Consider the following 24,653-nt stretch of genomic DNA (forward strand, 5'->3'; position numbering starts at 1 on the left):
TAAGCAACTTCCTCCTCTTATTCTAGGATTTTCGTCTAAGTTGACCGATGAAAAATCCATCTGTCTTATACTGTTCAGGGGTTATCAACAAGCAGCCATCCACCATAATATCTGTTTGAGGGTGTTCTAGTGTCACCTGCTCAAAATTGGGATGGTTTTGCAGAAATTCTTGAATGACCTCTTGGTTTTCCTTAGCAATAATCGTACATGTGCTATAGGTTATTATACCACCAATTTTCAAGCTTTGGCAAACACTGTCCAGTATCTGCAACTGGATAGTCTTTAGAGAATCAAAGTCCATCGATGCCTTGTTATAACGAATATCTGGCTTACGGCGGATGAGTCCGATACCTGAACAAGGGGCGTCTACCAATATCTTATCAAAGGTATCAGAGCCAAATGTTTCATGAACACGACTGGCGTCCAGACGTTTGGTCTCAATCTTATCTTCTAGACCTAAACGAAGTGCGTTTTCTTCAATCAGGTTTAGTTTATGATCATATAAATCCAACGCATAAACTTTTCCATCCGTAAGATAGCTTGCCATATGACAGGTCTTTCCACCCGGAGCTGCACAGGCATCCAAGATGATTTCATCCCCTTGAATATCCAAAGTCGGAGCTACCAATTGACTGGTTTCGTCTTGAATAGTGATAAGCCCTTCCCTGAAATAATCTGTCCCCGCAAAGTGTCCATGAGATTTAACCAATCCAACTGGTGATAACTGCGAGTGTTGGGCATCTAGCTCCTCTGCTAATTGCTCCACTCGTTGACTATCTGTCACGCGTACGCTGGCTTTATTTCGGGTATGAAGACTTTGTAAAATCTTCTCAGCACGTTCATCGCCATATTCTGCAATCAGAGTTTGGACCAACCAAACTGGCACAGAATACTGAACGGATAGACGTTTATTTTTTCGTTTGATTTCTGCAGGATTGGGCAAGGTCGATTGGCTCATTTTGCGTAAAATAGCGTTGACAAACTTGTCAGTTCCAGGCTTCCGCTTGGCAATATCAACTGCCTCATTGACAACTGCATGGGGGGGCAATTTGTCCAAATATACCAACTGGTAGAGGCTCAACATGAGGAGATAGTAGACCCAAGTGTCCAACTTCTCTCTGTCTTCAATGAAATGGGCCAGGTACCATTCCAGTGTTATCTTCCGAGAGACTGTCCCATAGACCAACTCGGTCGCCAAGCCCTTGTCCTGTATTGATAAAGGAGAAGATTCTAGGGCCTGATTGAGTGCGATATTGGAATAAGCACCCTGATCAAAGACTTGTTCCAATACAGATAAGGCTAGACTTCTTGCTGTTTCATGTTTATTGACCACCAAATTGATCTCCTACTGCAATATCTCGACCTGCACCATTTAAAAAGTCTGCAATGGTCATTTTAGGCTTACCTGCTGGCTGAACCGTTTTCAGTGAAAGAGCTCCCTGACCTGTCGCAATGACCAATTCTTTCTTGCTTCGAGCAATGACTTGACCGACTGGACCTGTTCCTTCTACTTCAACAGCTTCTTGAATTTTAAAGCGTTCCCCTTGCCAATAGGTGTGGGCAACTGGCCACGGATACATACCACGAATGTGATTGAAGAGTTGGCGAGCAGATTTGTTCCAATCCAGCACCTCTTCTTCTGGTCGAATGTTCGGTGAAAAAGTTACCTGTTCTGGATTTTGAGCGACTGGTTTCAAGTCCCCAGCAATATAGGCTGGCAAGGTTTGTAATAATAAATCCCGACCAACAACTGCCAATTTTTCAAACAAGCTGCCGACATTATCGCTTTCTTCAATGGCAATGCTATCGCTGGAAATCATGTCGCCGGCATCCATTTCCTTGACCATTTCCATGATGGTTACGCCGGCACGCTCATCACCGTTAATCAAGGCATAATGGATAGGGGCACCACCACGGTATTTAGGAAGAAGAGAAGCATGAACATTGACTGCAAAGTCAACTGAGTTCAATAATTTGGTTGGTAGGAATTGCCCAAAAGCTGCCGTCACAATCCCATCTGCTCCTAAATTCATCAGCTCGTCTAGTTCTTGGCTTCCAGATAGTTTTTCAGGTTGATAGACTGGTAATTGGTATTCCAAGGCTACTTCTTTCACAGGGGTCATTTGGATGACTTTTTTTCGTCCAACAGCTCGGTCTGGCTGGGTGACAACAGCAAGGATTTCATACTGGTCATCCGCCAAAAGTCCTTTTAAGACTGTCGCTGAAAATGCTGGTGTTCCCATAAAAATCAACTTGGCCATACTTGCTTTCTCATCTCCTTTACGTGATTCTAACAAATTCTATTATCCCTTAATTATACCATTTTTGCTTATTTTTTCCTTAATTTAGGGTTTATTTGAACCATATAATCAAAAAAATGCAAGGTCTCTCACGACCTCACATCATATTCTGCGGTTCATTGTCAATAATCAGCCGCAAATCTTGATTTTCTCTCTCCTGTGTCCAATCCAAAATCTGGTTCAACACCTCTTCCAAACGGTCTTCATGCCGGTATTTCAAGATGATCTGGTAGTGGTAGAGATTATGGGTTCTGGCAATGGGCTTGGGCGTCGGTCCCAAGATTTGAATTGCATCTGTTAAGTGTTGACGGAGAAAGGCTACAGTTTCATAGGCTTTTTTCACGACAAATTCTTCTGACTTGTGCGAAAAGGTTAAGCCAACTGTAAAATAGTAAGGTGGATAGCCAAGATTTTTCCGAATGCCCATCTCATAACGATAGAAACCTTCATAATCCTGCTCTTTGGCAAAAGCAATGGCATAATGATTGGGGTTATAGGTCTGAATCAGGACTTCCCCTTCCTTATCAGCTCGACCAGCCCGACCGGCTACCTGAGTGAGCAACTGGAAGGTCCGCTCAGAAGAACGGAAATCAGGCAAATTGAGAGCCGTATCAGCATTGAGCACTCCAACCAGCGTCACATTTGGAAAATCCAAGCCCTTGGCAATCATCTGGGTTCCCAGAAGAATATCCGCTTCGCCTCGACCAAACCGTTCGAGCAAGTCCTCATGAACACCTTTTTTCTTGGTAGTATCCACATCCATACGCAAAATTCTAGCTTCTGGCAAGAGCTCCTGCAATTCATCGTAGGCCTTTTGCGTACCCGTCCCATAATAACGAATGGAACGACTTTGACAGTTTGGACAGGTCTGAGGAATCCCCTTTTGAAACCCACAGTAGTGGCAATTCATTGTTTTTGTGTCCATGTGGAGCGTCAGGGAAATATCACAGTTGGGACACTGGTCAACACTCCCACAATCACGACACATGACAAAAGAAGAATAGCCACGGCGGTTTAACATAAGAACGACCTGTTCCTTACGAGCCAGCTTTTCTCTAATCTTTTCAATCAAGACAGGGGTAAAATTACTAGCCTCCTGCTGACCAATATAATCACGGAAATCCACAACTTCCACTTCTGGAATACGAGCCAAGGGATTGGCCCTCTGGTTAAGAGTCAATCTTCCATAAACTCCTCTACTAGCCCGAGCCCGTGTTTCAAGGCTTGGCGTAGCAGAACCCAAAACCAAGGTGGCTCGATTATAGTCTGCCCGCAACTTTGCCACATCACGTGCATGGTAGCGTGGATTGCTGTCCTGCTTGTAGGTCGCCTCATGCTCCTCATCAATGATGATAACACCCAAGTTTGTCAATGGTGCAAAAATAGCTGATCGAGCCCCGACAACTACTTGGGCATTCCCAGCCTCAATCTTCCGCCACTCGTCATACTTCTCACCGTCAGACAAGCCCGAATGCAAAATAGCGACCTGCTGGCCAAAACGAGAAATAAAACGATTGGTCATCTGAGGGGTCAAGGAAATTTCAGGTACTAGCATAATAGCTGTTTTCCCCATTTTTAAGACCCTATCAATGACCTGGAGATAGACTTCCGTCTTCCCAGAGCCAGTCACTCCTTGCAGTAGAAATGTCTGACTTTCCTGACCGATAGAGGCCACAATCTCCCGAACCGCAATCGCCTGCTCTGGATTCAAATCCAAGGCCTGCGTTTTTTCCACCTTATCAAAAACACCCTGAGTCCGCGACACTTCCTCTTCCCAGACTTCTATATAGCCATTATCTTGGAAATAGCGGAGCGTATCAGCTGAATAGTCCGATTTTAGGTTTGAAAGGAGCTGGTCTTCAGAGTGTTCCAGAAGAAATTCCCTTAACTGCTGGCGTTTCTTGGCTCGATTGTTAATGTCTGCTTCTCGTAATTTCTCCAGACAAACACGGTACCATTTTTCCGTCTTGATTTGTTTCTTATCCTTGGCCACATAGTCTACCAAGATTTTTCCTGACTGGGCCAGACGCATGATTTTCCCTTGCTCTTTTACATCCAAGTCAGAAAAACGAATCTGGTCCTTATCACCAAATAGACTAATCTGCTCTGCCATTTCCAAGCCAAGCCCTGGACGGAGCAATTTGTCATAGGTCGAATTGAGCAAGCTGGGCAGCATGGATTTTAAGAGGGTAATTTTATAGGAGAAGACAGACTTCCTCATCTGGTCCGCCAACCAAAATTGCTCTTGATTGAGAACGGGGCTATAGTCCAAAACCTCGGCAAGCTCTTTCAAGTCTTGTACCTTATTTTCGTCATCTTCATCAATCAAGTCAACTACAATCCCTTGAATCAGCCGATTTCCCTTGCCAAAGGGTACATGGACACGCACACCAACCATGAGCCCCTCTTCCAACTCAGCTGGAACGCGATAGGAATAAGCTTGATCAGTCTGCATCAAAGGAACGTCTACAATAACCTGTGCTAACATACTTCCTCCTTTCTGTAAAAAATCTAACAATCCGTAAGTGAAAAGAAACCCGGATGGTAATCCCAACCGAGTTTTTTATTAAATCTTTTCGCCTTCTTCTTTTTCTTTAGCGATTTGTTCTTTGATTTTCTTCTCTTCTTCTTCCGCCAAACGCTTCGCCTCTTCGGCACGGCGACGAACTGCCTCACGTTTTGCCTCTGGATCTGGGTGGATAACCACATTACCAGATTCAATTTCTTCCAAGGCACGAAGGGTTGATTTTACAGAAGTAAATTCTTGAGTTGGTTTTGCTCCCGCTTCCAATTCATGGGCACGTTTGGCCTCAAGAATAACCAATGAGTACTTAGATGGTACCTTATCCAACAAGGTATCAATAGATGGTTTCAACATCATAATAGGATTCTCTCTACTTTCTATCTATAGTTCCTTACTTGTTCACATCACGAATCATTTCATCATAGCGTCCGATCACACGGTCCACACGGAAATGTTCCGCTTCGATAATGCGTTTCACACGTTCAGCTGCCAATGGAACTTCATCATTGACAACCGCATAGTCATACTCACGCATCAAGGCAATTTCTTCCTTGGCACGTTCGATACGCTGGGCAATGACTTCCTCGCTATCCGTTCCTCGACCAACTAAGCGGTCTTGTAGTTCTTCCAAATCTGGTGGTGTCAAGAAGATAAAGACACCGTCTGGAACCTTTTTCTTCACTTGAAGAGCACCCTGCACTTCAATTTCTAAGAAAACATCAATTCCCCTATCAAGCGTTTCGTTGACATAGGTCAAAGGAGTTCCATAGTAATTTCCAACGTACTCTGCATATTCCAACATTTGACCCTGGCGAATCAAATCTTCAAATTCCTCACGACTACGGAAGAAATAGTCAACTCCATCAACTTCTCCCGGTCTCTGTGGACGTGTCGTCATGGATACAGAATATTCAAATTTATTATCAGAGCTTTCAAAAATTTCCTTTCGAACTGTTCCTTTTCCAACACCAGATGGGCCAGAAAAGACAATGAGTAAGCCTCGCTCTTTCATGATATCTCCTTTTAAATCTTTCATTCTAGTGTAACAAAATTTAGCATGAATTTCAACTGCTTTTAAATACGATTAGAATATTTTCTATTCCCAACCCTAAACGAACTTTGAGCCAGTAGAAAAAGAGCCCTTCGGACTCTTCTACATTTACTTAGCAACATCTGTTGCTCTTGTTTCACGGATAACTGTGATTTTGATATTTCCTGGATAATCCAAGTTATTTTCGATTTTCTCACGGACATCGTGGGCCAAGATAGTAATTTGATCATCTGAAATTTTATTTGGATGAACAATAATTCGCACTTCTCGACCTGCTTGAATAGCATAAGATTGTTTAATCCCGTCAAAGCTATTGGCAATTTCTTCCAAGTCTTGTAGACGCTTGATGTAGGCCTCCATAGACTCACGGCGTGAACCTGGACGAGCCGCACTCAAGGCATCCGCAGCTGCCACAATAACGGCAATAGTACTTGTCGCTTCCACATCTCCATGGTGGCTGGCAATGGTGTTGACCACAATCGGATGTTCTTTGTACTTCTTAGCCAATTCTGTACCAATTTCAACGTGGCTACCATCTACCTCACGGTCAATGGCCTTACCAACATCGTGGAGGAAACCTGCACGGCGAGCCAAGTTGACATTTTCACCCAACTCAGCAGCGAGGACCCCAGCTAATTTGGCAACTTCAATCGAGTGACGAAGAACATTCTGACCATAGGATGTACGGAAATGCAAGCGTCCCATAATCTTAATCAAATCTGGGTGAAGGTTTGGTGCGCCAACTTCGTAGGCAGCAGCCTCACCATACTCACGGATGCGATTGTCCATTTCCACACGGTGTTTTTCAACCAATTCCTCAATACGAGCCGGATGAATACGACCGTCTTGAAGCAGGGTTTCCATGGTCATGCGAGCAATTTCACGACGAATTGGGTCAAAACCTGATAGAACAACCACTTCTGGTGTATCATCAATGATAACATCGATACCTGTGAGACTTTCAAAGGTACGAATATTTCGACCCTCACGTCCAATAATCCGTCCCTTCATCGCATCATCCGGTAAATGAACCGATGTAATCGTCTGCTCAGCCACATATTCACCTGATATACGTTGCATCGCTTGGGCTAACAAGTCCTTTGCCATCTTGTCAGAACGTTCTTTTACTTCACGCTCTGCTTCCTTGATACGAGTCGCAATTTCATGCGTCAGTTTATCACGTGTATCGGTAAGGATGATTTCCTTCGCCTCTTCTTGACTGAGGGCCGCCACTCGTTCTAACTCCAAAGCTTTTTGTTCTTCGAGTTTTACAACTTCTTGTTCACGCTCATCAATGTGCTTAGCTTTATCGGTCAGACTTTGTTCCTTTTGTTCCAAAGTCTTTTCCTTGTTGGTCAAATTGTCGTCTTTGCGGTCCAAGCTGGTCGCCCGCTCTGTCAAGCGTGATTCGATTTGCTTCAACTCTTGACGTTCTGACTTAAATTCTTCTGCAATTTCTTCTCGGTACTTACGAGCTTCTTCCTTAGCTTCCAAGAGTAATTCTTTTTTCAAGGTCTGGCGATCGCGCTCAGCTGTTTTTAGAATAACCTCAGCTTGCTCTTCTGCTCGACCACGAACATTACTAGCTTCTTGTTCTGCGTTTAAAAGTGTCAATTCTGCAGTTTCTTTTGCAGATTTCATCTTCAAAGAAATGGCAAAGTAACCTAATACTAAACCAATGAGAGCAGAAACAAGTGTCACTACTACTGTAATGATATCCATATTTCTACCTCTTTTTTTATAATTCGATTTTCACAAAATCTGTATCTATTTTATCATAATTGAACCGATTTCACAATTCCAAATTGTCAAATATGGTATAATAAATTCATCACTTATTTGGAGGAAACCATGAAAAAAGAAGTCACTGTCGAAAGCTTCGAACTAGACCACACTATTGTGAAAGCACCTTACATCCGCTTAATTTCTGAAGAAGTCGGACCAAAAGGAGACATTATTACAAACTTTGATATTCGCCTTATCCAACCCAACGAAAATGCCATGGATACTGCCGGTCTTCATACCATTGAACACCTCTTGGCAAAACTCATCCGTCAGCGTATTGATGGCCTGATTGACTGCTCACCATTTGGCTGTCGAACTGGTTTCCATATGATCATGTGGGGCAAACAAGACCCTGCTGAAATTGCTCAAGTCATCAAGGCTAGCTTGGAAGAAATTGCTGATGGCATTACTTGGGAAGATGTCCCTGGGACAACCATTGAATCCTGTGGTAACTACAAAGACCACAGCCTACATTCAGCTAAAGAATGGGCCAAACTAATCCTTTCTCAGGGAATCTCTACCGATGCCTTTGAAAGAAAAACAATCTAACACAAAAAGCGGCTAAACCGCTCAGAACGTAGACAAACTCCTAAAAATATAAAACATTAAAGAAGTTTACGAAAGATAGCAAGTCATTAAACTCTTAGAAACATTGATATTTCGGTGTTTCTGAGAGTTTTTTTATTTTCAACATAAAGAAAAAAAGATTGAAGAAAATTGTCCAAAATGGACTTTTTCTTCAATCCGAAGCGGATAAACCACTTTTTTGTTCAATAATCCAAGGCATCAGAATGGCCAGCACCATTGCCGACAAAGTAGCCTGTCTTACAATTTATAGAGAACAAGTAGGTCCCATCTGGTTTAAACATATTGTAGTAGCCATTGCCGTTGATAATATTAACTTTTTCCAAGATATATTGATTGCCTGTTATATACCCACGTTGTTGCGAAATAGTCACAATATTTTCAAGAATACCTGGATTGAAATTCCATGCTTCATTGTTTACATCATCAATCATTGCTTGATTATAAGGAACACGACTGCGGTCACGTTGCAAGACAACACCAGCTGGCACGGCAATACCAAAGTCGGTTGTTGAGCCTGAAACCGTTGTTGAAGCGACTTCTGTTGTCGCTGGTACACCAGTAGATACAGTTTCATCAGCACCTTGGTTGCTTGTGACTGCAGCCTCACTTGCTACCGTAGCCGAAGCGACTTCCTGTTGTGAACGACCAAAATTCACGACCGATGCCAATAGACTGTCAACCGCACTAATCCCTGTCGTTGTCGCAGAAAGAGATTCTCCTGATTTAACCATCGCCGTTGTATCAATTTCACCATTAACAACGATTTCTTTATCAAATTGACCATTAATGGCCTGAATGGCTGCAATAGCTTTTTCAAGATGATCATACTGTTCTTTAGCTTTGGTATAACTGTCCGAATTCTTATCCAATTTTTCCAACAGCACTTTCAGTTCTGCTAATTTACCAAATTCTGAATTTTTTAGCTTGGTCAAACTACTATCCGTAAAGAAACTATTATAGAGCTGTTCAAAAGCGGTCACATTCGCATCTGTCGAACTTGATGCTGTCGATGACGTCTGGCTTGTACTTGTTGAACTGGAAGAAGTCGCAGTATTCGATTTGTTAACCGAATTCATCCAAACCAGGGCCGTCGCCATTACACCAATCATTGAAAGCCCTACTGCTGACCAGAAGTAAAATTTCTTTTTTTGGTCCCTATCTGCGCCCTCACTATGGTCCAAGTCTTCGGCTTCATCTTCTTCCAATTCTAAACTAGAATCATCTGCCACTGGAGATACCCCCTCCATTGCTACAGTACTTGCAATCACTGTTTCTTCCAAGGTTTCCATCGGAGTTACTGAAAGTTCTTCTACAATAGGAGCAATCTCCTCACTAACTTCCTTAAGAGAAGACTCATTTGCTTCTACCTCTTCCACGCTTTCATGTCCTTGACTTTTTTCCACATCAGCCACCTCAACTAAAGGAAGATGATTGATTTTGGTTTCAAATTTTTGAGATTCAATTTCTGCGCGGTGTTGCTTGATATAACGATCCAAGAGACCATCATCTTCTGTCACACCCGCTTCAATCTCCTTATGTTTTTTGACTGCTTCTTCGATTGTTAAATCTTTCGCCACTTCAAAATCTAAAACTTTCTCCTCATCCAAAGGAAGATGATGACTATTTTTTTCTCCCACGATGTCCTCCTATCCTTGCACTTCTTGCACTTGACGTTTCACTCGTTGACCAAAAAATTGATAAAGATCCACTTTTAGGGTACCATTATACAGTTTGCGTTTCTTATCCGCTTGCTGTCCAAAACGGGTTTCAAACAACTCATCACTAGTTAGAATAAATTTAGACCATGTTTTGAGTGGTTCAAAAGTCTGCCCCATTTCTCGATACAGGGTAACAATGGCTTCATCATCCAACAAACGTTCTCCGTAAGGTGGATTAGAAATAATGACACCATTAATTTTATCTGTACGCAAGTCTTGCACACGCATTTGCTTGAAAACAATATCCTGCTCAACTCCTGCCGCAAATGCATTCTTCTTCGCAATTTCAATCATACGAGCATCAATATCTGATCCAGCAATATCTAATACCACATCTGCTTTGATAGAAGCTTGCGCTTCTTTGCGTAATGCAGCCACCAATTGATCCTCAACCCACGGCCATTCCTCAAATGCAAAACTTCTCTTCAAACCTGGGGCTATATTTTTGGCCAACATAGCTGCCTCAATACAGAAAGTTCCCGATCCGCAAGTAGGGTCAATAAGCGGTTTATCTGGATACCAATTCGATAATTGCAAAATAGCAGCTGCCATATTTTCTTTGATTGGTGCGCCACCTTTTTCCACCCGATAACCACGTTTGAACAAACTAGAACCTGTCGTATCAATCATGACTGTCGCCACATCTTTCAAAATCGACACTTCAATTTTAAACTCTGCCCCCATCTCTTGCAAGGGAACCCCTTCGGGACGAGAGAAGTGTTTCTGCAGTTTCTTAACAACTGCTTTCTTAGAAATAGCCTGCACACTTGGTTCATTATGCAATTTCGATTTGACACATTTGGCCTTGGAAATAGGGAACTTGCAGCCTAGAGGCAAGTAATTTTCCCAGTCCAAGTTAAAAACTCCTTGGAACAACTCTTCAAAAGTCTTTGCTGGAAATTGTCCAACAATGATTTTAATTCTATCTGCTGAACGCAGCCAGATATTGGTTTCGATAATGGATTTTACATCTCCTTGGAATCGAACACGGCCATTTTCCACTTGACATTCATAGCCGAGATTACGAATTTCTCGACCCACAACCGCTTCCAGACCTGCTGCTGCCGTTGCAATCAACTCAAATTGTTTTTTCATTTTTTTCCTCTACAATAAAAGCTAGCAGAGCTAGCTACCTATTTTATGCAATTTTCTGTAAGCCATGTTTTGTTCCGGTAGTACTAGGTTCTACCACCTTCGATAACCATCTGTCTACTGTTCTAAACAGTCAGGATTTCTGTTCATTTCCATCCATCCCATGCCCCGACCAAAGTTTGGGTTGCTAGCTTGAGGGGTTTACCGCGTTCCATTTTTTACGTTTCCATAAAAACTTCGTCACTGTGGCACTTTCAGATCTACTCTGGCATATCAAAAGACTTAGCCATTTTAACCGCCGTAACGCCCAAGGGCGTCCCTAGGCTTATTGATTCGCCTAGCACAAACACTACTGGCATCTCAGCCAGTGCTAGCATGGACTTTCCTCATGGTAGAAAACTACCACGCGATTATCCAAAAATTGCACCTTAATTATCTTAGAAGTTGTATCTACAAAGCAAGCCACTTTAAATCAAGGAATATCTCTGACACAAATACAGAATGTATTTGTGCACAAGAAAATTACTGCGAATAAAGTGTCAGTTTAGGTGTACAATTTTCTATTCTATTCTTGACCCTGAACGATTTGTTTTCCAAATACTTCTTTCTCCAGACGGTTCAGACGGCGGAGAATATCAAAGTTTGTCGCTGAAGATGAACGTTCTGTACGCAATACGTCGTTCGATTCTTCAGTAGGAAGAGTTGTTTTGGGAGAATTTGCTGCCTGCGCTTTCAATCTAGCAATTTCGCCTTTTAATTCCTTGATAATCGCTTCATAAGCATCATAGTCTTTCATAATATCATCAAGAAAATCGTTCACTTCATCTTGATCATAGCCACGAAAACCAATTTTAAAATCTTGCTCGAAAATATCTTTTGTCGTAAATTTAATACTTGCCATCTCTCTCTCCCTAATCTAAAACGTCACTACTACTATTATATTAAAAAAAATAGGGAAAAATCAAGTCAAATCACTCAGAATTTGAAAAATTTTCAGCCTCCTCATTCAATTCTTCAAAGGTAAGCGTTTTTCTATTATATCCTTCTTTCTTTAAAACCATGTGATATAAATATTTCAAATTGGTTTCATTTTCAGAATCGTAAAATAAATAACAACCTGTCGTATTATCCAGTAAAAACTGGTTATAGTCTCTAAATTGCCCTGGGTTTTCATAGCGTGGATAAGCATACTTTACAAAATCAACCTGCTTAAACCGTGCTAACTTTGCTTGGTTAGCCTCATTCCACTGTTCGCCATGATTTTCAAATGGAAATATTGTTGCAATACTCAGTTGATACCCTTCGGCTCGTAAATCTTCTAAGACTTCTAAGGACCAGTATTCAAAACCCAATTGACCTGTCAGTATAAACCAACTAACTCCCTCTTCTAAAAAACGAATAAAATTCTTACGAATTGCAGATTTAATAATGTGCAATCGAGGATCTTTTTCTGAAAAAATTCCCAGGTCTGTATGTCTATAACCTGTTACCAAAAGGCTCTTAGTATCCATTTCTTGTACTCTTTTCGCTAATTATGGTATAATATGCTGATATTATTTTATCAAGAAGGAGTTCTATGGTCAATTATCCTCATAAGGTGTCAAAAAAAATCAATAGAACCAGTCCTATTTCATCCCAGCGAGTAAACTTTGCTAATCGCGGAATGTCTTTTGAGGCCGCTATCAACGATAGCAATCAATATTACCTTGCGCACGGCATTGCTGTCATTCACAAGAAGCCAACTCCCGTGCAAATTGTAAAAGTTGATTACCCCAAACGGAGCCGTGCTAAGATTGTCGAGGCATACTTTCGACAGGCATCTACCACAGACTACTCTGGTGTTTTTAAAAGACATTATATTGATTTTGAAGCGAAAGAGACACGCCAAAAAGCATCTATGCCCATGAAAAATTTTCATGCGCATCAGATTGAACACATGAAACAGGTTGTAAAACAAGGTGGCATTTGTTTTGTCCTTCTTCACTTTTCAACATTAAAAGAAACCTATCTCTTGCCAGCCACTCATTTGATCGAATTTTATCAAGTAGACATGGGTAGTAAATCGATGCCTCTAACCTTTATTCGACAATACGGCTTTGAGATTCAAATGGGGCGTTTCCCCAGCATCCCATATCTGGAAATCGTTGAAAAAAATCTATTAGGTGGTGAATCTTTTGAAAACTACAACAATTAAAAAAGCTCTTCTAATCACTGCAAATATGTTACTGGCGGGGGCTATCATTGCCTGCCTGGCCGGAGCTGCATTGGTTGTTTACTACATCCAAAGCGCTCCAGAATTGACAGAAGAATCTTTGACAGCAACTGTGTCAAGTAAAATTTACGATAAGAACGGAAATCTTATTGCAGATTTAGGAGCAGAAAAACGTTCGAATGCCAAGACTGAAGAAATTCCAACAGACTTGGTAAATGCGATTGTCGCAATCGAAGACCAACGCTTCTTCAATCATAGAGGTGTTGACGTGATTCGTATTGCAGGTTCCCTGATTAATAACTTGAGCGGAGGACGTTTGCAGGGTGGCTCGACACTTGACCAACAGCTTATCAAGCTGACTTATTTCTCGACATCCGTAGAAGATCAAAATCTAAAACGGAAAATTCAAGAGGCTTGGCTGGCTACTCAATTGGAACGCCGCAATACCAAACAAGAGATTTTGACCTACTACATCAACAAGGTATATATGTCAAATGGTAATTACGGTATGAAGACTGCTGCTCTTGCTTTTTATGGAAAAGAGTTAAAAGATTTGACTCTTCCTCAATTAGCTCTTTTAGCAGGAATGCCCCAAGCGCCAAACCAATATGATCCTTATACCAATCCAGAAGATGCAAAAGCACGTCGCGATTTGGTATTGGCTGAGATGCTGGAAGAAAAGTACATTGATAATACCAAGTATGAACAAGCTGTTCTAACACCTGTAACAGATGGTTTGCAACCACTATCTACTGCAGCTGCTTATCCTGCTTATATGGACAACTATCTGAAACAAGTCGTTGAAGAAGTTGAAGTAAAAACAGGTTACAACTTGCTGACAACAGGGATGGATGTCTATACGAACGTCGATCCTGCCGCCCAGCAGCAACTTTGGAATATCTACAATACAGATATGTATGTCAGCTATCCAGATGATTTATTACAGGTAGCTTCAACGGTTGTGGATGTTTCTAATGGTAAAGTCGTTGCGCAATTAGGTGGTCGTAAACAGGAGACAAACGTCTCATTTGGTACCAACCAAGCCGTTGAAACCAACCGCGACTTTGGTTCTACAATGAAGCCAATCACAGACTATGCTCCTGCTTTTGAAAACGGCATTTATACATCTACAGCAGATTTAATCTTAGACGGTCCTTATAATTATCCTGGTACAACAACTCCTGTCAATAACTGGGATAAACAATACTATGGCAATATCTCTGTTAAGACTGCTATTCAGTATTCCCGAAATGTTACAGCCGTTAAAGCATTGGAAGCTACAGGATTAGAAAATGCCTTGAAATTTTTGAATAGCGTTGGTATCGATTACCCTGATATTCATTACTCTAATGCTATTTCAAGTAATACATCAGATACTAGCAGTAAGTATGGGGCAAGTAGTGAAAAGATGGCTGCTGCCTACGCCGCTTTTGCTAATGGCGGCACATACTACGCTCCGCAGTATGTCAATAAAATTGTCTTTAGTGACGGAACAGTAACAGAATACGCTCCTCAAGGGACTCAAGTCATGTCTGCCGAAACAGCCTACATGATGACCGATATGATGAAGGCTGTTATGTCTTACGGTTATGGATTAAACGCTTCTGTTAGTGGAGTTCCTATGGCAGGTAAAACAGGTACATCAAACTATACCGATAGCGAAACAGATACTATTCTAGCTTCAATTCCAGAAGCAAATTATAGCTATATGGTCGTTCCTGATGAAAACTTTGTTGGATATTCTAGTCAGTATGCAATGGCTGTTTGGACCGGATATACCAATCGTATGACTCCTATCCTTGATAACAGCATGCGAATTGCAACAGATGTCTACCACAATATGATGCTCTTTATGCATTCGGACTATACTGCTACCGATTGGGAGATGCCAAGCGGACTCGTACGTTACGGTTCCAACTACTATCTCAGAGGTAGTCGCTCACTCTCCAATGCTTATAACACGTACACTAGCTCTAGTACAAGTTCTTCTAGTTCGACTGAAACTAGTGAAACAACCGAAGCGACGACAACATCAAGCGAAACATCATCTGGAACTTCAACCGAGACTGCAACTTCTTCAACTGAAACTGCAACAACAGGAAACAATCCTGCGACGGGACAGACAGATGGTCAATAAGAAAATTCCCAGACTCTTCTGGGTTTTTCTTTTGCTTAAATTATGATAAGATAAGATTATGAAACCTGAAGTATTTTATAAAACCTTGGCAGACCAAGGTATTCAATTAACTGACCAACAAAAACACCAATTTCATCGCTATTTCCAACTACTGGTGGAATGGAATGAGAAAATCAATCTGACAGCTATTACTGAAGAAAGCGAAGTCTATCTGAAGCATTTCTACGATTCTATCGCTCCAATCCTGCAAGGTCATATTCAGAACGAACCTCTTCGGCTTTTAGATATTGGAGCTGGAGCTGGATTTCCTAGCCTACCTATGAAGATTATCTTTCCGCAACTAGATGTTACCATCATTGATTCTCTTAATAAACGAATTAACTTTTTACATTTGCTTGCCGAAGAACTAGAGCTCGAAGGTGTTCATTTCTATCATGGTCGTGCAGAAGACTTTGCACAAGATAAGAACTTTCGTGCACAATTTGACCTTGTCACGGCACGCGCAGTTGCCCGCATGCAGATTCTTTCTGAATTGACTATCCCTTATTTGAAGCTCAACGGAAAATTAATCGCACTCAAGGCGTCCAGCGCAGAAGATGAATTGACCCAGGCAAAAAATGCACTCAATCTCCTCTTCGCAAAAGTCATCGAAAACCACGACTATACTCTTCCAAATGGCGACCCTCGAACATTGACCATCGTCGAAAAGAAAAAGGAAACTCCAAATAAGTTTCCACGCAAAGCTGGTATGCCAAATAAAAGACCCCTTTAAACATAAGAAAAGCGAGTTTCACTAAGAAACCCGCTCTTTTATTATCCAATTTTTGTAATATTGGTTGCTTGAAGACCACGTTGGCCTTGTTCCACTTCAAATGTCACTTTTTGACCATCTTCCAAAGATTTAAAACCATTAGACTGAATTTCAGAAAAGTGTGCAAATACATCTGGACCGTTTTCTTGAGCAATAAAACCAAATCCCTTTTCTGCATTAAACCATTTAACTGTACCTTGTACCATTTGTGTTACCTCTTTTTATTTATTTGTAAAACTGATCAAGAGGAAAAACAAAAGATGAAACTGATACTTAAACTCTAAACTTATTTACATTCCCTACTGTAACAGTATATTTCCTATATGTCAACGATAAAGGGTTAATCGGCCCAATAAACTCAATAATCATCACCACGGATTATAGAATCGTCCCTGATTAACAAAAAATAGATAGATTGTCACGACTACTAGAGCAAGAATAAATAGCAAGACAGCGTAATCTATTCTCTGTAGAGGCTGTTGGGTATACCATGTTCTTTTTTTATTCTTGCCAAAACGCCGCAATTCCATAGCCGTTGAAATCGTATCAATCCTCTCCAAGGAGCTGAAAATCAGAGGAATGACAAGGGATAGATTCCCTTTTATACGATCCATCAATTTTCCTTTCCTGGACAATTCCAAACCACGCGCTTCTTGAGACATTCGAATCGTATAAAACTCTTCTTGAATATCTGGAATATAGCGCATGGTCAAACTGACTGCGTAAGCAACTTTATAGGATACCCCAATTTGATTCAAGCTGGAAGCAAACTGGCTAGGATGAGTGGTCATGAGAAAGATAATCGCTAAAGGAACTGTACAAAAATACTTCAAGAGAAGATTCACCAGATAAAATGCTTGCTGACTCGTCAAGGAATAAACTCCCAGACCTGATAGCAAGGGGGTATCTGCTCCGTAAAGTTCCACTCCATACCGTGGTGCAAACAAGTGAACCATCAGGGCATTCATTGCAGCAAAAATAATCGTCAGAATTAAAACAAGAGAGATTTCTTTATAACGAATCCCTGACATTTTGAACAAGGCTAGAGAAAATACTGCGATAAAAAGAATCAAGCGGGTATCGTAAGTAATCATAGCAAGAATGGAAACTATGAGAAAAAAGAGTAATTTACTGACAGCCGATAAACTATGAATAAAGCCAGTTCCTGGATGGTAACCAATTAGTTTTTGTTGACTCATCTTCCTCTCCTTTCTTCCTGCATATAAAACGTCGTTAATTCTAAAGGATTAACTCCCAACCTCTCCGCCAAGTGAAAAATTGATGTTTCTTTTAAATTGGCTCGCTCAATCACCGTATCATCAGATAAAATTTCTGCTGGACTGGCATCTTCAATAATCTGCCCATCCACCACAACAACAGCTCTATCTGAATAATCTAGCATGAGTTGCATGTCATGGGTAATCATGACAATGGTGTGTCCTTGAGCATTTAATTGGTCCAAAAACTCCATCATTTCCCGATAATGTCGTTGATCTTGTCCTGCTGTTGGCTCATCTAGCAAAATAATTTCGGGATTGAGAACCAAGATAGATGCTATCGTTACCCGTTTTTTCTGCCCATACGAAAGTGCCGAAATCGGCCAATTACGAAACGGATACAGGCCACATACCTTCAAGATATGGTGAACTCGGTGTTTGATTTCTTCTTCTGTCACCCCTCGCATGCGCAAACCAAGGGCAACCTCATCAAAGATCATCGTTTGGCTAATCATTTGGTTGGGATTCTGAAGAACATAACCAATCCGTTCTGCTCGCTCTTTAACAGAATCTTCTTTGATTGACTGCCCCTTCCAGAGAATCTCACCTTCACCCTGAATAAAACTACAAAGCACCTTGGCTAAAGTAGATTTCCCAGCACCATTTTTTCCAACAATAGCTAGACGTTCCCCCTTATGAATCGTCAGTTGAATGTCTGTAAGAACTTGTTTATTAGGATAGGAAAAATGAAGATGCTTGACTTCTAACAAAGCCTCTTTCTCTCCATTTTCAAAGTGTAGAGTCGGTAGGGACGCTATATTCAAAGCCTCAATATCAATTTCCCAAACTGAGGAGAGGTGTTCTGCCTGCGCAATCGGATATCCTAAGGCGCGAAGAGTCGATAGATATAAGAGTTCACGGATGCCGTTTTCCTGTAACAATGAGGTACGTAATAAATCATCAGGTCCTCCATTGAACAAAATCCGACCGTCATTAATCAATACAACTCGGTCCACCTGACGATACAGTACGTCCTCTAAACGGTGTTCGATAATAATGGTTGTGGTCCCTTCTTGCTTGTGCAGACGGTCAATCAAATCAATCGTATCTTGGCCCGATTTGGGATCTAAATTAGCAAGTGGCTCATCAAACAACAAAATAGGACTCTCATCAATAAGAACTCCGCCCAGACTGACACGTTGCTTTTGACCTCCAGATAAATCTTGTGGTCGATGTGCCAGCAAATCGGTCAAAGACAGTCTTTCTGCCCAATCTCCTACTTTTTGCTTCATCACCACCTGGCTTTCCATGTCATTTTCCAAAGCAAAAGCTAGGTCCTCGGCAACTGATAAGCCAATGAATTGACCATCTGTGTCTTGAAGAACCGTTGATACGAGCAAGGACTTATCATAAACTGAAAGATTAAAAGCTTCCTGACCATCCAATAGTAAACTTCCGCTATGTTCTCCCTTGTAAATATTGGGAATAATACCATTAAGACATTGTCCAATCGTCGACTTTCCTGAACCAGATGGACCAATAATCAGAACTTTCTCTCCCTGATAAATCGTTAACTGAATGTCTTTTAAAGTGGGTTCCTGTTGCGCTTGGTATCTAAATGTAAAATCTTTAAACTCAATGATTTTTTTCATAGGACTATTATAGCGTAAATTGACTCTGAAAAAAAGGAAGAATCATCAGTTTCTCCCTTTTCAAATACCTTCATCCATGATTCTAGAGCAGATGAATTCTACCTTCTTACCTCACAATCACATTAAAATGATGCCCATCAAGGTCCGTAAAACTTGCTCCATAAAAGCCGTGGGCATCTGTCGAGCGATCTGCAATTGGTCCACCATTTACTTCAACACGCTCGATAAGTCTATCCACTTCTTCCCTACTCGCCACATTAAGCGAAATCAAGACTTCATCTCCTTCTCTTTTCTAATTGATAGGCTTCGTATAGAATGGACTGAAAAAATATAAAGAATTCTGATTGCACAAAAAATTGCACTGATTTTTCAATGCAATTTTGGTAGTACTAAGCATTTGCTGGAGTCAGAGTTTCCCCAATCGCTTCCAAGCGTTCTGCCCATTCTTGACGAGTCAAGCCGTTTTCAGAAATGTAACGATTGCGCTCATGAGCACGGCATTCAGCTGAACAGCCACGAACATACTTGTGCTCATTCTCTTCTGATGTCAAAATACGACGGTTACAGAATGGATTGCCACAGTTGACATAGCGCTCACATGGTGTGCCATCGAACCAGTCCTTACCAACGACAACTGGGTCTACATGGTTGACATCAACTGCGATACGCTCGTCAAAGACATACATCTTACCATCCCACAATTCGCCACGAACTTCTGGGTCTTTACCATAGGTTGCGATACCACCATGGAGCTGACCTACATCCTTGTAGCCTTCTCGAACCATCCAGCCTGAGAATTTCTCACAGCGAACACCACCAGTACAGTAAACAACTACGCGCTTGTCCATGAATTTCTCTTTGTTATCACGGACCCATTGTGGCAATTCACGGAAGTTGCGGATGTCTGGGCGGATGGCACCACGGAAGTGACCAAGGTCGTACTCGTAGTCATTACGGGTATCCAAAACAACTGTATCTTCGTCCAAGAGAGCTTCTTTGAACTCTTTTGGTGACAAGTAGGCACCTGTTGTTACAAGTGGGTCAATGTCACTGTCGAAGTCGTTGTCTTCTAGACCAAGGTGAACAATTTCTTTTTTATAACGAACAAACATTTTCTTGAAAGCTTGCTCATTTTCTTCATCAATCTTAAACCACAAATCGCTGAACAATGGGTTTGCATGAACGTAGTCCATGTACTTTTGAGTTGTTTCATAGTCACCAGAAACAGTACCGTTGATTCCCTCATCAGCAATCAAAATACGTCCTTTGAGTCCGATAGACTTACAGAAAGCTAGATGCTCAGCAGCATAAGCTTCAGCATTTTCAATTGGGACATATTTATAATAAAGTAATACACGAATGTCTTTTGACATGATTTCTCCTTCTCAATCTTTGCAATAGATGATAAAACTCTGTCATTTCTAATAAATGATACCTTACGATTATATCGTTTAGCCCCTCAAAAGACAAAAATCTGAACTGAAAATTTAGAACCTCTATTCGCAGGTTCAGTGCTTATATGTAAAAAATACGGTAACATGAATGACATGCTACCGCATTTATTGAAGGTTCGCTATAACTTCTTAGTCGTCTAATTCTGTTTTCAGTTGTCGGAGTTTTTCCAAGGTATCATGTCCGATAAGTTGGTCCACTTTTCGCTTATGGCGTCTAGCAATATTTTCCTTCCATTTATCTTCAATAGGATTATGTGGCTTCTCGATTTTCCTTTGCTCTTTGATTTCTCTTGCCTCCTGCCACTCCACTCCTTTAATAACTTCTTCCCAATAGCTGGCAATGGCAGAGCAGAGATAGAGTTGGACCTTATTCAACCAGTGTCCAAAAAAAGTTTGCGGAGCATTTTCCTCCACTAGCCGATAGGTCCTTTGGATTTCAATAAGTTGACTTTGGTATTTTTCCCACTGGAGCATAGCTTTACTCGGCTTTTTTCGATAAAGTTGACGCTGTTTGATTAGAGCTATATACGGTGCAACAAAACGACTCGTCCGTATCTTGATAAAATTTCTGGAGGAGCGAATGGCCACCAGCATGCCTGAGGCCAATAAGCGTTCAACCTCCCTTGCCTGATTATCTGGAAAACGGTAATGGACTTGCCACCCCTCTTCTTCAACCACTAAGCGAATCTGTATCCTGCCATTTTGCCAACTCGCCTCCACCTCTTGCTTTTCATCCCATAACTTTTGAAAAAAGAGAAGAAGGTAGTAGCTTTGCTTACTAAGTTCATACCAACTGTTCGTGTGGTAAAGGTAGGTCCGAATCGCTCCTTTCATATAAAATTCGCCATGGAAATCATAAAAAGTTGGCTGTTTATATGTAGATTGTGATGGGTGGTTACTAACTCGGAAAACCTTATAATAATAACTATTCCAAAGAATGCAGCCATAAATTGATTTCGTCGTTTTCGATTGATAAAGACTTAAAACTTCCTCGTCAGGATTGAGTATAGAATGAATAATCGGTCCCAACTTTTCTTCTGTCCAGACCATACTTCTCCCCTTGAACACATGTATTTGTTTGTTATATATTATTATATCATATTTGTGATTTTTTGTATTAAAAAACCCTAGAATTTTTTCTAGGGAAAATAAAACTTAATCTTTAGACAAGCTACCTGTCTTCGTTTGAGATTTTGCATAAACAGCCAAAAGGAGTGTCCCTGCAATAGCAACTGTAATACTGTTTGTAATACCTGCTACAAGTCCCTGTGCAAAGACCTTATTCGCCGCCTCACTGTAGATAAGAATATCTAAAACTGGGGCAATGATTCCCCAAGCAATGAGGTTAGCTACTACTTGAAAAATATTGAAAGCAAAAATATCTTTTCCGTCAAAAATTCCTTCTTGAATACGCAGACGATTTCTAGCAAAACCTAACACCAAGCCAAAAACTGCTGAGGCTAGAACCCATGACCACCAAGGCGACCCACCTCGCAGTGCGTCTATAAAGGCATGACCAATAAGCCCTACAAAGAAACCAACAATTGGTCCAAAAACAATTGACAAGAGCGACTGAACTGCATACTGCAATTGAATGTAGGTATTTGGTACAAAGGTTGGAATACTAATCAGCAAACCAATAACCACAAAGAGGGCTGCGCCGATACCAGTAGCAACGACTGTTTTGATTGAATTATTTTTCATAACTATCCTATCTCCTAAAATTTCTTTAATTACTAATACGTTTGATTTCAATATGCCAGTTTTGACCTACACCGACATTATAAGCCTTGGCAAATGAGCCCTGATTGATCGCAACACCTACACGATAGAGGGAATTGATATAAATCAATGGCTGTCCGATACGTACATCCGCAAAAGACTTGCCATAGGTTACTTGGTTTTGATACACAAGCATGTCGTTATTGTATATGGTCACTTCAAAGCGATCTTCAAACTGCGGTTGTAAGGTGTAAAATTCTTCCCTCGTAATCGAGGTCCAAAGCGAGCCGAATCGAACATCTAGAATATCAATTGCGCCTTTTACATAATCTGAACCAACTTCCGTTGGGACTGTTGGAATTTCCACAATCTTATCCACGCTTAATTCTGGACCAACTTCTTCAAAGCTAATGTGTCCAGAAGCCAATTTAGCTCCCGTATAGGCATAAACATCTCGACCATGGAAGGTGTACGAATGTTCTGTATTGGCACGGCGATTGGCCACCTCTGAAATTTCTCGAACCGCCTTTATCCCCACATATTTTTTTATGAAGGATAGCGTCCCATTATCTGGCGTTACAATATAGTGATTTTGTTCAGTCAAAGCTACTACACTCTTACGTTTTGAACCAACTCCTGGGTCAACAACCGAAACAAATGTTGTCCCCTCCGGCCAGTATTCGACCGTTTGAAAGAGGCGATAAGAACCTTCAAAGATATTGTACGGAGTAATATCATGTGTTAGATGGTGAACAACTAAATCTCTCGATTCTTGGAGAGCAACACCAATCATCGCTGAAACTGCACCATCAACTAAACCAAAATCTGATTGTAAAACAAGTAAATTATTTGACATACATTCTCCTAATCTTATTACCGTTCTATGATAACAGAAAACCCGTGACCATTCAAATAGATATTTCCAAAGCCTGGCTATAGTTTTTCCTTATACCTCATCTGTCAAGCACTCTACTATCAGCCACCGAAAACTCCGCAAATTTTCCCATCGTACCTTCTTCGAACTTAAGATAAAATCCCCCACTCTCTAGTTCCAACCAACTATCGTCTTTGAGCAATTGGATACAAAGAAAACCGCCTACCGGCAGTTCCAATCTCCAACCTTCTAATAAAAATGACTGTCCCCCGGAATTTACAATCTTTTAATATAAAAAAAGTGCTACTAGCACTTTTTTTATATTAAAACCCATCTACATTCGTGTAGATTTTTTGGACGTCTTCGTCGTCTTCGAGGGCGTCGTAGAGTTTTTCAAATGTTGCGAGGTCATCGCCTTCAAGTGATACTTCTGATTGTGGAATCATTTCTAGTTCAGTAACATTGAACTCTTGGATTCCTGATTCTTTAAGTGCCACAATTGCCTTGTGCAAATCAGTTGGGGCTGTATAGACAGTGATTGTGCCGTCTTCTGCTTCTACATCATCGACTTCAACATCTGCTTCTAAGAGTAATTCGAAGATGGCATCTGCATCATCACCAGCAAATACAACCACACCTTTTTTATCAAACATGAATGATACGGAACCAGATGCACCCATGTTTCCACCGTTTTTACCAAAGGCAGAGCGAACATTGGCTGCGGTACGGTTTACGTTTGATGTCAAGGTATCAACGATAATCATAGAACCATTTGGTCCAAAACCTTCGTAACGACCTTCCACGAAGGTTTCATCTGTGTTTCCTTTTGCCTTGTCAATGGCCTTGTCAATGATGTGTTTTGGAACCTGCGCTTGCTTAGCACGGTCGATAACAAATTTCAGCGCTGAGTTTGTTTCTGGATCTGGGTCACCCTTTTTCGCTGCTACATAGATTTCAACACCAAATTTGGCGTAAACTTTTGAGTTAGCACCGTCTTTTGCGGTTTTCTTGGCTACAATATTGGCCCATTTACGTCCCATGGGGAACCTCCTACATTTTATAAAATCGCTTTATTATACCATAAATAGCAAGGATTGAGAAGATTTTTAAAATCTTCTTCACTATACAGTTGACATGTATAGTTTTCCGATATATAATATATAGCACAACTGTACATTTGAACTACATAGGAGAAGCCAAATGAAAAGGAACAAGCACCTCCCCCTAACGGAGACAACTTACTATATTCTATTAGCCCTCTTGGAACCTGCCCATGGCTACCATATCATGCAAAAAGTAGAGGATATGAGTGATGGTGATGTGAAAATCGCTGCAGGAACCATGTATGGAGCGATTGAGAATCTTTTGAAACTAAAATGGATTTGTTCCGTTCCAAGTTCCGATAAAAGAAGAAAAGTCTATCAAGTAACAGCAACGGGACAAGAGATTATTAAACTGGAAACACAGCGTATTCAAAAACTACATCATATTGCCAAAGAATTAGGTTTTTAGGAGG

The 24,653-nt window shown here is 41.1% G+C and carries 24 protein-coding genes and 1 other RNA gene; 5 read left to right on the forward strand and 20 right to left on the reverse strand.

Features of this window, described 5'->3' with window-relative positions:
• Window positions 1-22 precede the first annotated feature (22 nt).
• The 6 genes from rsmB to ODU55_RS04030 all read right to left on the reverse strand — a co-directional run bounded on the left by rsmB (window position 23) and on the right by ODU55_RS04030 (window position 7,597).
• On the reverse strand, window positions 23-1,336 hold the full coding sequence (gene rsmB, locus ODU55_RS04005) for a 16S rRNA (cytosine(967)-C(5))-methyltransferase RsmB (RefSeq protein ID WP_398581953.1): 1,314 nt from the start codon (window positions 1,334-1,336) through the stop codon (window positions 23-25).
• The gene (gene fmt, locus ODU55_RS04010) at window positions 1,323-2,261 is read right to left on the reverse strand and encodes a methionyl-tRNA formyltransferase (RefSeq protein WP_398581954.1); all 939 of its coding nucleotides are present in this window, start codon (window positions 2,259-2,261) and stop codon (window positions 1,323-1,325) included. Before fmt ends, rsmB begins: the two co-directional genes overlap by 14 nt.
• A 136-nt stretch (window positions 2,262-2,397) precedes the next feature.
• Window positions 2,398-4,788, reverse strand: coding sequence for a primosomal protein N' (locus tag ODU55_RS04015; protein WP_398581955.1), 2,391 nt, complete (start codon window positions 4,786-4,788; stop codon window positions 2,398-2,400).
• A gap of 78 nt (window positions 4,789-4,866) precedes the next feature.
• Window positions 4,867-5,181, reverse strand: a complete 315-nt coding sequence (gene rpoZ / locus ODU55_RS04020; protein ID WP_004195201.1) for a DNA-directed RNA polymerase subunit omega — start codon at window positions 5,179-5,181, stop codon at window positions 4,867-4,869.
• Between the two features lie 34 nt (window positions 5,182-5,215).
• On the reverse strand, window positions 5,216-5,836 hold the full coding sequence (gmk, locus tag ODU55_RS04025; protein ID WP_105106898.1) for a guanylate kinase: 621 nt from the start codon (window positions 5,834-5,836) through the stop codon (window positions 5,216-5,218).
• Between the two features lie 147 nt (window positions 5,837-5,983).
• Window positions 5,984-7,597: a ribonuclease Y gene (locus ODU55_RS04030; protein WP_398581956.1), complete on the reverse strand. Its 1,614-nt coding sequence runs from the start codon at window positions 7,595-7,597 to the stop codon at window positions 5,984-5,986.
• A 129-nt stretch (window positions 7,598-7,726) separates the two neighbouring features.
• On the opposite strand from ODU55_RS04030, the gene ODU55_RS04035 reads away from it, so the two are divergent.
• On the forward strand, window positions 7,727-8,209 hold the full coding sequence (locus ODU55_RS04035) for an S-ribosylhomocysteine lyase (RefSeq protein WP_398581957.1): 483 nt from the start codon (window positions 7,727-7,729) through the stop codon (window positions 8,207-8,209).
• Between the two features lie 221 nt (window positions 8,210-8,430).
• Here ODU55_RS04035 and ODU55_RS04040 read toward each other — a convergent pair whose 3' ends face one another.
• From ODU55_RS04040 to ODU55_RS04060, 5 genes are all read right to left on the reverse strand, one after another.
• The gene (locus ODU55_RS04040) at window positions 8,431-9,885 is read right to left on the reverse strand and encodes a cell division site-positioning protein MapZ family protein (RefSeq protein ID WP_398581958.1); all 1,455 of its coding nucleotides are present in this window, start codon (window positions 9,883-9,885) and stop codon (window positions 8,431-8,433) included.
• 9 nt (window positions 9,886-9,894) lie between these two features.
• On the reverse strand, window positions 9,895-11,061 hold the full coding sequence (locus tag ODU55_RS04045; protein ID WP_398581959.1) for a class I SAM-dependent RNA methyltransferase: 1,167 nt from the start codon (window positions 11,059-11,061) through the stop codon (window positions 9,895-9,897).
• A gap of 53 nt (window positions 11,062-11,114) precedes the next feature.
• Window positions 11,115-11,480, reverse strand: an RNA gene (gene rnpB, locus ODU55_RS04050) — RNase P RNA component class B.
• A gap of 143 nt (window positions 11,481-11,623) precedes the next feature.
• The gene (gpsB, locus tag ODU55_RS04055; RefSeq protein WP_398581960.1) at window positions 11,624-11,959 is read right to left on the reverse strand and encodes a cell division regulator GpsB; all 336 of its coding nucleotides are present in this window, start codon (window positions 11,957-11,959) and stop codon (window positions 11,624-11,626) included.
• A 70-nt stretch (window positions 11,960-12,029) separates the two neighbouring features.
• A complete protein-coding gene (locus ODU55_RS04060; RefSeq protein WP_029997093.1) occupies window positions 12,030-12,569 on the reverse strand; it encodes a DUF1273 domain-containing protein in 540 nt (179 codons plus the stop codon).
• Window positions 12,570-12,634: 65 nt separating this feature from the next.
• On the opposite strand from ODU55_RS04060, the gene recU reads away from it, so the two are divergent.
• Genes recU through rsmG form a run of 3 tightly spaced genes read left to right on the forward strand, consistent with a single transcriptional unit; the run spans window position 12,635 to window position 16,179 of the window.
• The gene (gene recU, locus ODU55_RS04065) at window positions 12,635-13,252 is read left to right on the forward strand and encodes a Holliday junction resolvase RecU (RefSeq protein ID WP_024377451.1); all 618 of its coding nucleotides are present in this window, start codon (window positions 12,635-12,637) and stop codon (window positions 13,250-13,252) included.
• On the forward strand, window positions 13,233-15,407 hold the full coding sequence (pbp1a, locus tag ODU55_RS04070) for a penicillin-binding protein PBP1A (protein ID WP_398581961.1): 2,175 nt from the start codon (window positions 13,233-13,235) through the stop codon (window positions 15,405-15,407). The genes recU and pbp1a overlap by 20 nt, the downstream gene beginning before the upstream one ends.
• Before the next feature lie 58 nt (window positions 15,408-15,465).
• Window positions 15,466-16,179 (forward strand): 16S rRNA (guanine(527)-N(7))-methyltransferase RsmG, encoded by a 714-nt coding sequence (gene rsmG / locus ODU55_RS04075; protein ID WP_004195222.1) that lies wholly within the window; start codon window positions 15,466-15,468, stop codon window positions 16,177-16,179.
• A gap of 41 nt (window positions 16,180-16,220) precedes the next feature.
• On the opposite strand, the gene ODU55_RS04080 is transcribed toward rsmG, so the two are convergent.
• The 9 genes from ODU55_RS04080 to ODU55_RS04120 form a co-directional block, all read right to left on the reverse strand.
• Window positions 16,221-16,424 carry a cold-shock protein gene (locus tag ODU55_RS04080; protein ID WP_004195223.1) on the reverse strand — a complete coding sequence of 68 codons (204 nt, stop codon included), beginning with the start codon at window positions 16,422-16,424 and terminating at the stop codon, window positions 16,221-16,223.
• Between the two features lie 162 nt (window positions 16,425-16,586).
• Complete coding sequence (locus ODU55_RS04085; protein WP_398581962.1) at window positions 16,587-17,417, reverse strand: energy-coupling factor transporter transmembrane component T family protein; 831 nt, start codon at window positions 17,415-17,417, stop codon at window positions 16,587-16,589.
• Window positions 17,414-19,087 (reverse strand): ABC transporter ATP-binding protein, encoded by a 1,674-nt coding sequence (locus ODU55_RS04090; protein WP_398581963.1) that lies wholly within the window; start codon window positions 19,085-19,087, stop codon window positions 17,414-17,416. The genes ODU55_RS04085 and ODU55_RS04090 overlap by 4 nt, the downstream gene beginning before the upstream one ends.
• A gap of 106 nt (window positions 19,088-19,193) precedes the next feature.
• Complete coding sequence (locus ODU55_RS04095) at window positions 19,194-19,358, reverse strand: VOC family protein (RefSeq protein WP_398581964.1); 165 nt, start codon at window positions 19,356-19,358, stop codon at window positions 19,194-19,196.
• 118 nt (window positions 19,359-19,476) lie between these two features.
• Window positions 19,477-20,460 (reverse strand): rhodanese-related sulfurtransferase, encoded by a 984-nt coding sequence (locus ODU55_RS04100; protein ID WP_208582770.1) that lies wholly within the window; start codon window positions 20,458-20,460, stop codon window positions 19,477-19,479.
• Between the two features lie 210 nt (window positions 20,461-20,670).
• Window positions 20,671-21,591 carry a hypothetical protein gene (locus ODU55_RS04105; RefSeq protein ID WP_398581965.1) on the reverse strand — a complete coding sequence of 307 codons (921 nt, stop codon included), beginning with the start codon at window positions 21,589-21,591 and terminating at the stop codon, window positions 20,671-20,673.
• Window positions 21,592-21,696: 105 nt separating this feature from the next.
• Window positions 21,697-22,245, reverse strand: coding sequence for an ECF-type riboflavin transporter substrate-binding protein (locus ODU55_RS04110; protein ID WP_105148067.1), 549 nt, complete (start codon window positions 22,243-22,245; stop codon window positions 21,697-21,699).
• Between the two features lie 25 nt (window positions 22,246-22,270).
• On the reverse strand, window positions 22,271-23,119 hold the full coding sequence (locus ODU55_RS04115; protein ID WP_004194192.1) for an S-adenosyl-l-methionine hydroxide adenosyltransferase family protein: 849 nt from the start codon (window positions 23,117-23,119) through the stop codon (window positions 22,271-22,273).
• Between the two features lie 341 nt (window positions 23,120-23,460).
• Window positions 23,461-24,177 (reverse strand): YebC/PmpR family DNA-binding transcriptional regulator, encoded by a 717-nt coding sequence (locus ODU55_RS04120; protein WP_004194195.1) that lies wholly within the window; start codon window positions 24,175-24,177, stop codon window positions 23,461-23,463.
• Between the two features lie 160 nt (window positions 24,178-24,337).
• Between ODU55_RS04120 and ODU55_RS04125 the strand changes: the two genes are divergently transcribed.
• Entirely contained in the window at window positions 24,338-24,649 is a 312-nt protein-coding gene (locus ODU55_RS04125) for a PadR family transcriptional regulator (RefSeq protein ID WP_004194196.1), read from the forward strand.
• The last annotated feature ends 4 nt before the right edge of the window (window positions 24,650-24,653 follow it).

Source organism: Streptococcus sp. 2022WUSS037, from assembly GCF_044427225.1.
Taxonomy (GTDB): domain Bacteria; phylum Bacillota; class Bacilli; order Lactobacillales; family Streptococcaceae; genus Streptococcus.

Excerpts from the sequence above, each read along its gene's own strand:
- fmt (WP_398581954.1), bottom strand. The coding sequence starts at position 2,261 with ATGGCCAAGTTGATTTTTATGGGAACACCAGCATTTTCAGCGACAGTC.
- ODU55_RS04015 (WP_398581955.1), bottom strand. The coding sequence starts at position 4,788 with ATGTTAGCACAGGTTATTGTAGACGTTCCTTTGATGCAGACTGATCAA.
- rpoZ (WP_004195201.1), bottom strand. The coding sequence starts at position 5,181 with ATGATGTTGAAACCATCTATTGATACCTTGTTGGATAAGGTACCATCT.
- gmk (WP_105106898.1), bottom strand. The coding sequence starts at position 5,836 with ATGAAAGAGCGAGGCTTACTCATTGTCTTTTCTGGCCCATCTGGTGTT.
- ODU55_RS04030 (WP_398581956.1), bottom strand. The coding sequence starts at position 7,597 with ATGGATATCATTACAGTAGTAGTGACACTTGTTTCTGCTCTCATTGGT.
- ODU55_RS04035 (WP_398581957.1), top strand. The coding sequence starts at position 7,727 with ATGAAAAAAGAAGTCACTGTCGAAAGCTTCGAACTAGACCACACTATT.
- ODU55_RS04045 (WP_398581959.1), bottom strand. The coding sequence starts at position 11,061 with ATGAAAAAACAATTTGAGTTGATTGCAACGGCAGCAGCAGGTCTGGAA.
- gpsB (WP_398581960.1), bottom strand. The coding sequence starts at position 11,959 with ATGGCAAGTATTAAATTTACGACAAAAGATATTTTCGAGCAAGATTTT.
- ODU55_RS04060 (WP_029997093.1), bottom strand. The coding sequence starts at position 12,569 with ATGGATACTAAGAGCCTTTTGGTAACAGGTTATAGACATACAGACCTG.
- recU (WP_024377451.1), top strand. The coding sequence starts at position 12,635 with ATGGTCAATTATCCTCATAAGGTGTCAAAAAAAATCAATAGAACCAGT.
- rsmG (WP_004195222.1), top strand. The coding sequence starts at position 15,466 with ATGAAACCTGAAGTATTTTATAAAACCTTGGCAGACCAAGGTATTCAA.
- ODU55_RS04080 (WP_004195223.1), bottom strand. The coding sequence starts at position 16,424 with ATGGTACAAGGTACAGTTAAATGGTTTAATGCAGAAAAGGGATTTGGT.
- ODU55_RS04085 (WP_398581962.1), bottom strand. The coding sequence starts at position 17,417 with ATGAGTCAACAAAAACTAATTGGTTACCATCCAGGAACTGGCTTTATT.
- ODU55_RS04090 (WP_398581963.1), bottom strand. The coding sequence starts at position 19,087 with ATGAAAAAAATCATTGAGTTTAAAGATTTTACATTTAGATACCAAGCG.
- ODU55_RS04100 (WP_208582770.1), bottom strand. The coding sequence starts at position 20,460 with ATGTCAAAAGACATTCGTGTATTACTTTATTATAAATATGTCCCAATT.
- ODU55_RS04105 (WP_398581965.1), bottom strand. The coding sequence starts at position 21,591 with ATGGTCTGGACAGAAGAAAAGTTGGGACCGATTATTCATTCTATACTC.
- ODU55_RS04110 (WP_105148067.1), bottom strand. The coding sequence starts at position 22,245 with ATGAAAAATAATTCAATCAAAACAGTCGTTGCTACTGGTATCGGCGCA.
- ODU55_RS04115 (WP_004194192.1), bottom strand. The coding sequence starts at position 23,119 with ATGTCAAATAATTTACTTGTTTTACAATCAGATTTTGGTTTAGTTGAT.
- ODU55_RS04120 (WP_004194195.1), bottom strand. The coding sequence starts at position 24,177 with ATGGGACGTAAATGGGCCAATATTGTAGCCAAGAAAACCGCAAAAGAC.
- ODU55_RS04125 (WP_004194196.1), top strand. The coding sequence starts at position 24,338 with ATGAAAAGGAACAAGCACCTCCCCCTAACGGAGACAACTTACTATATT.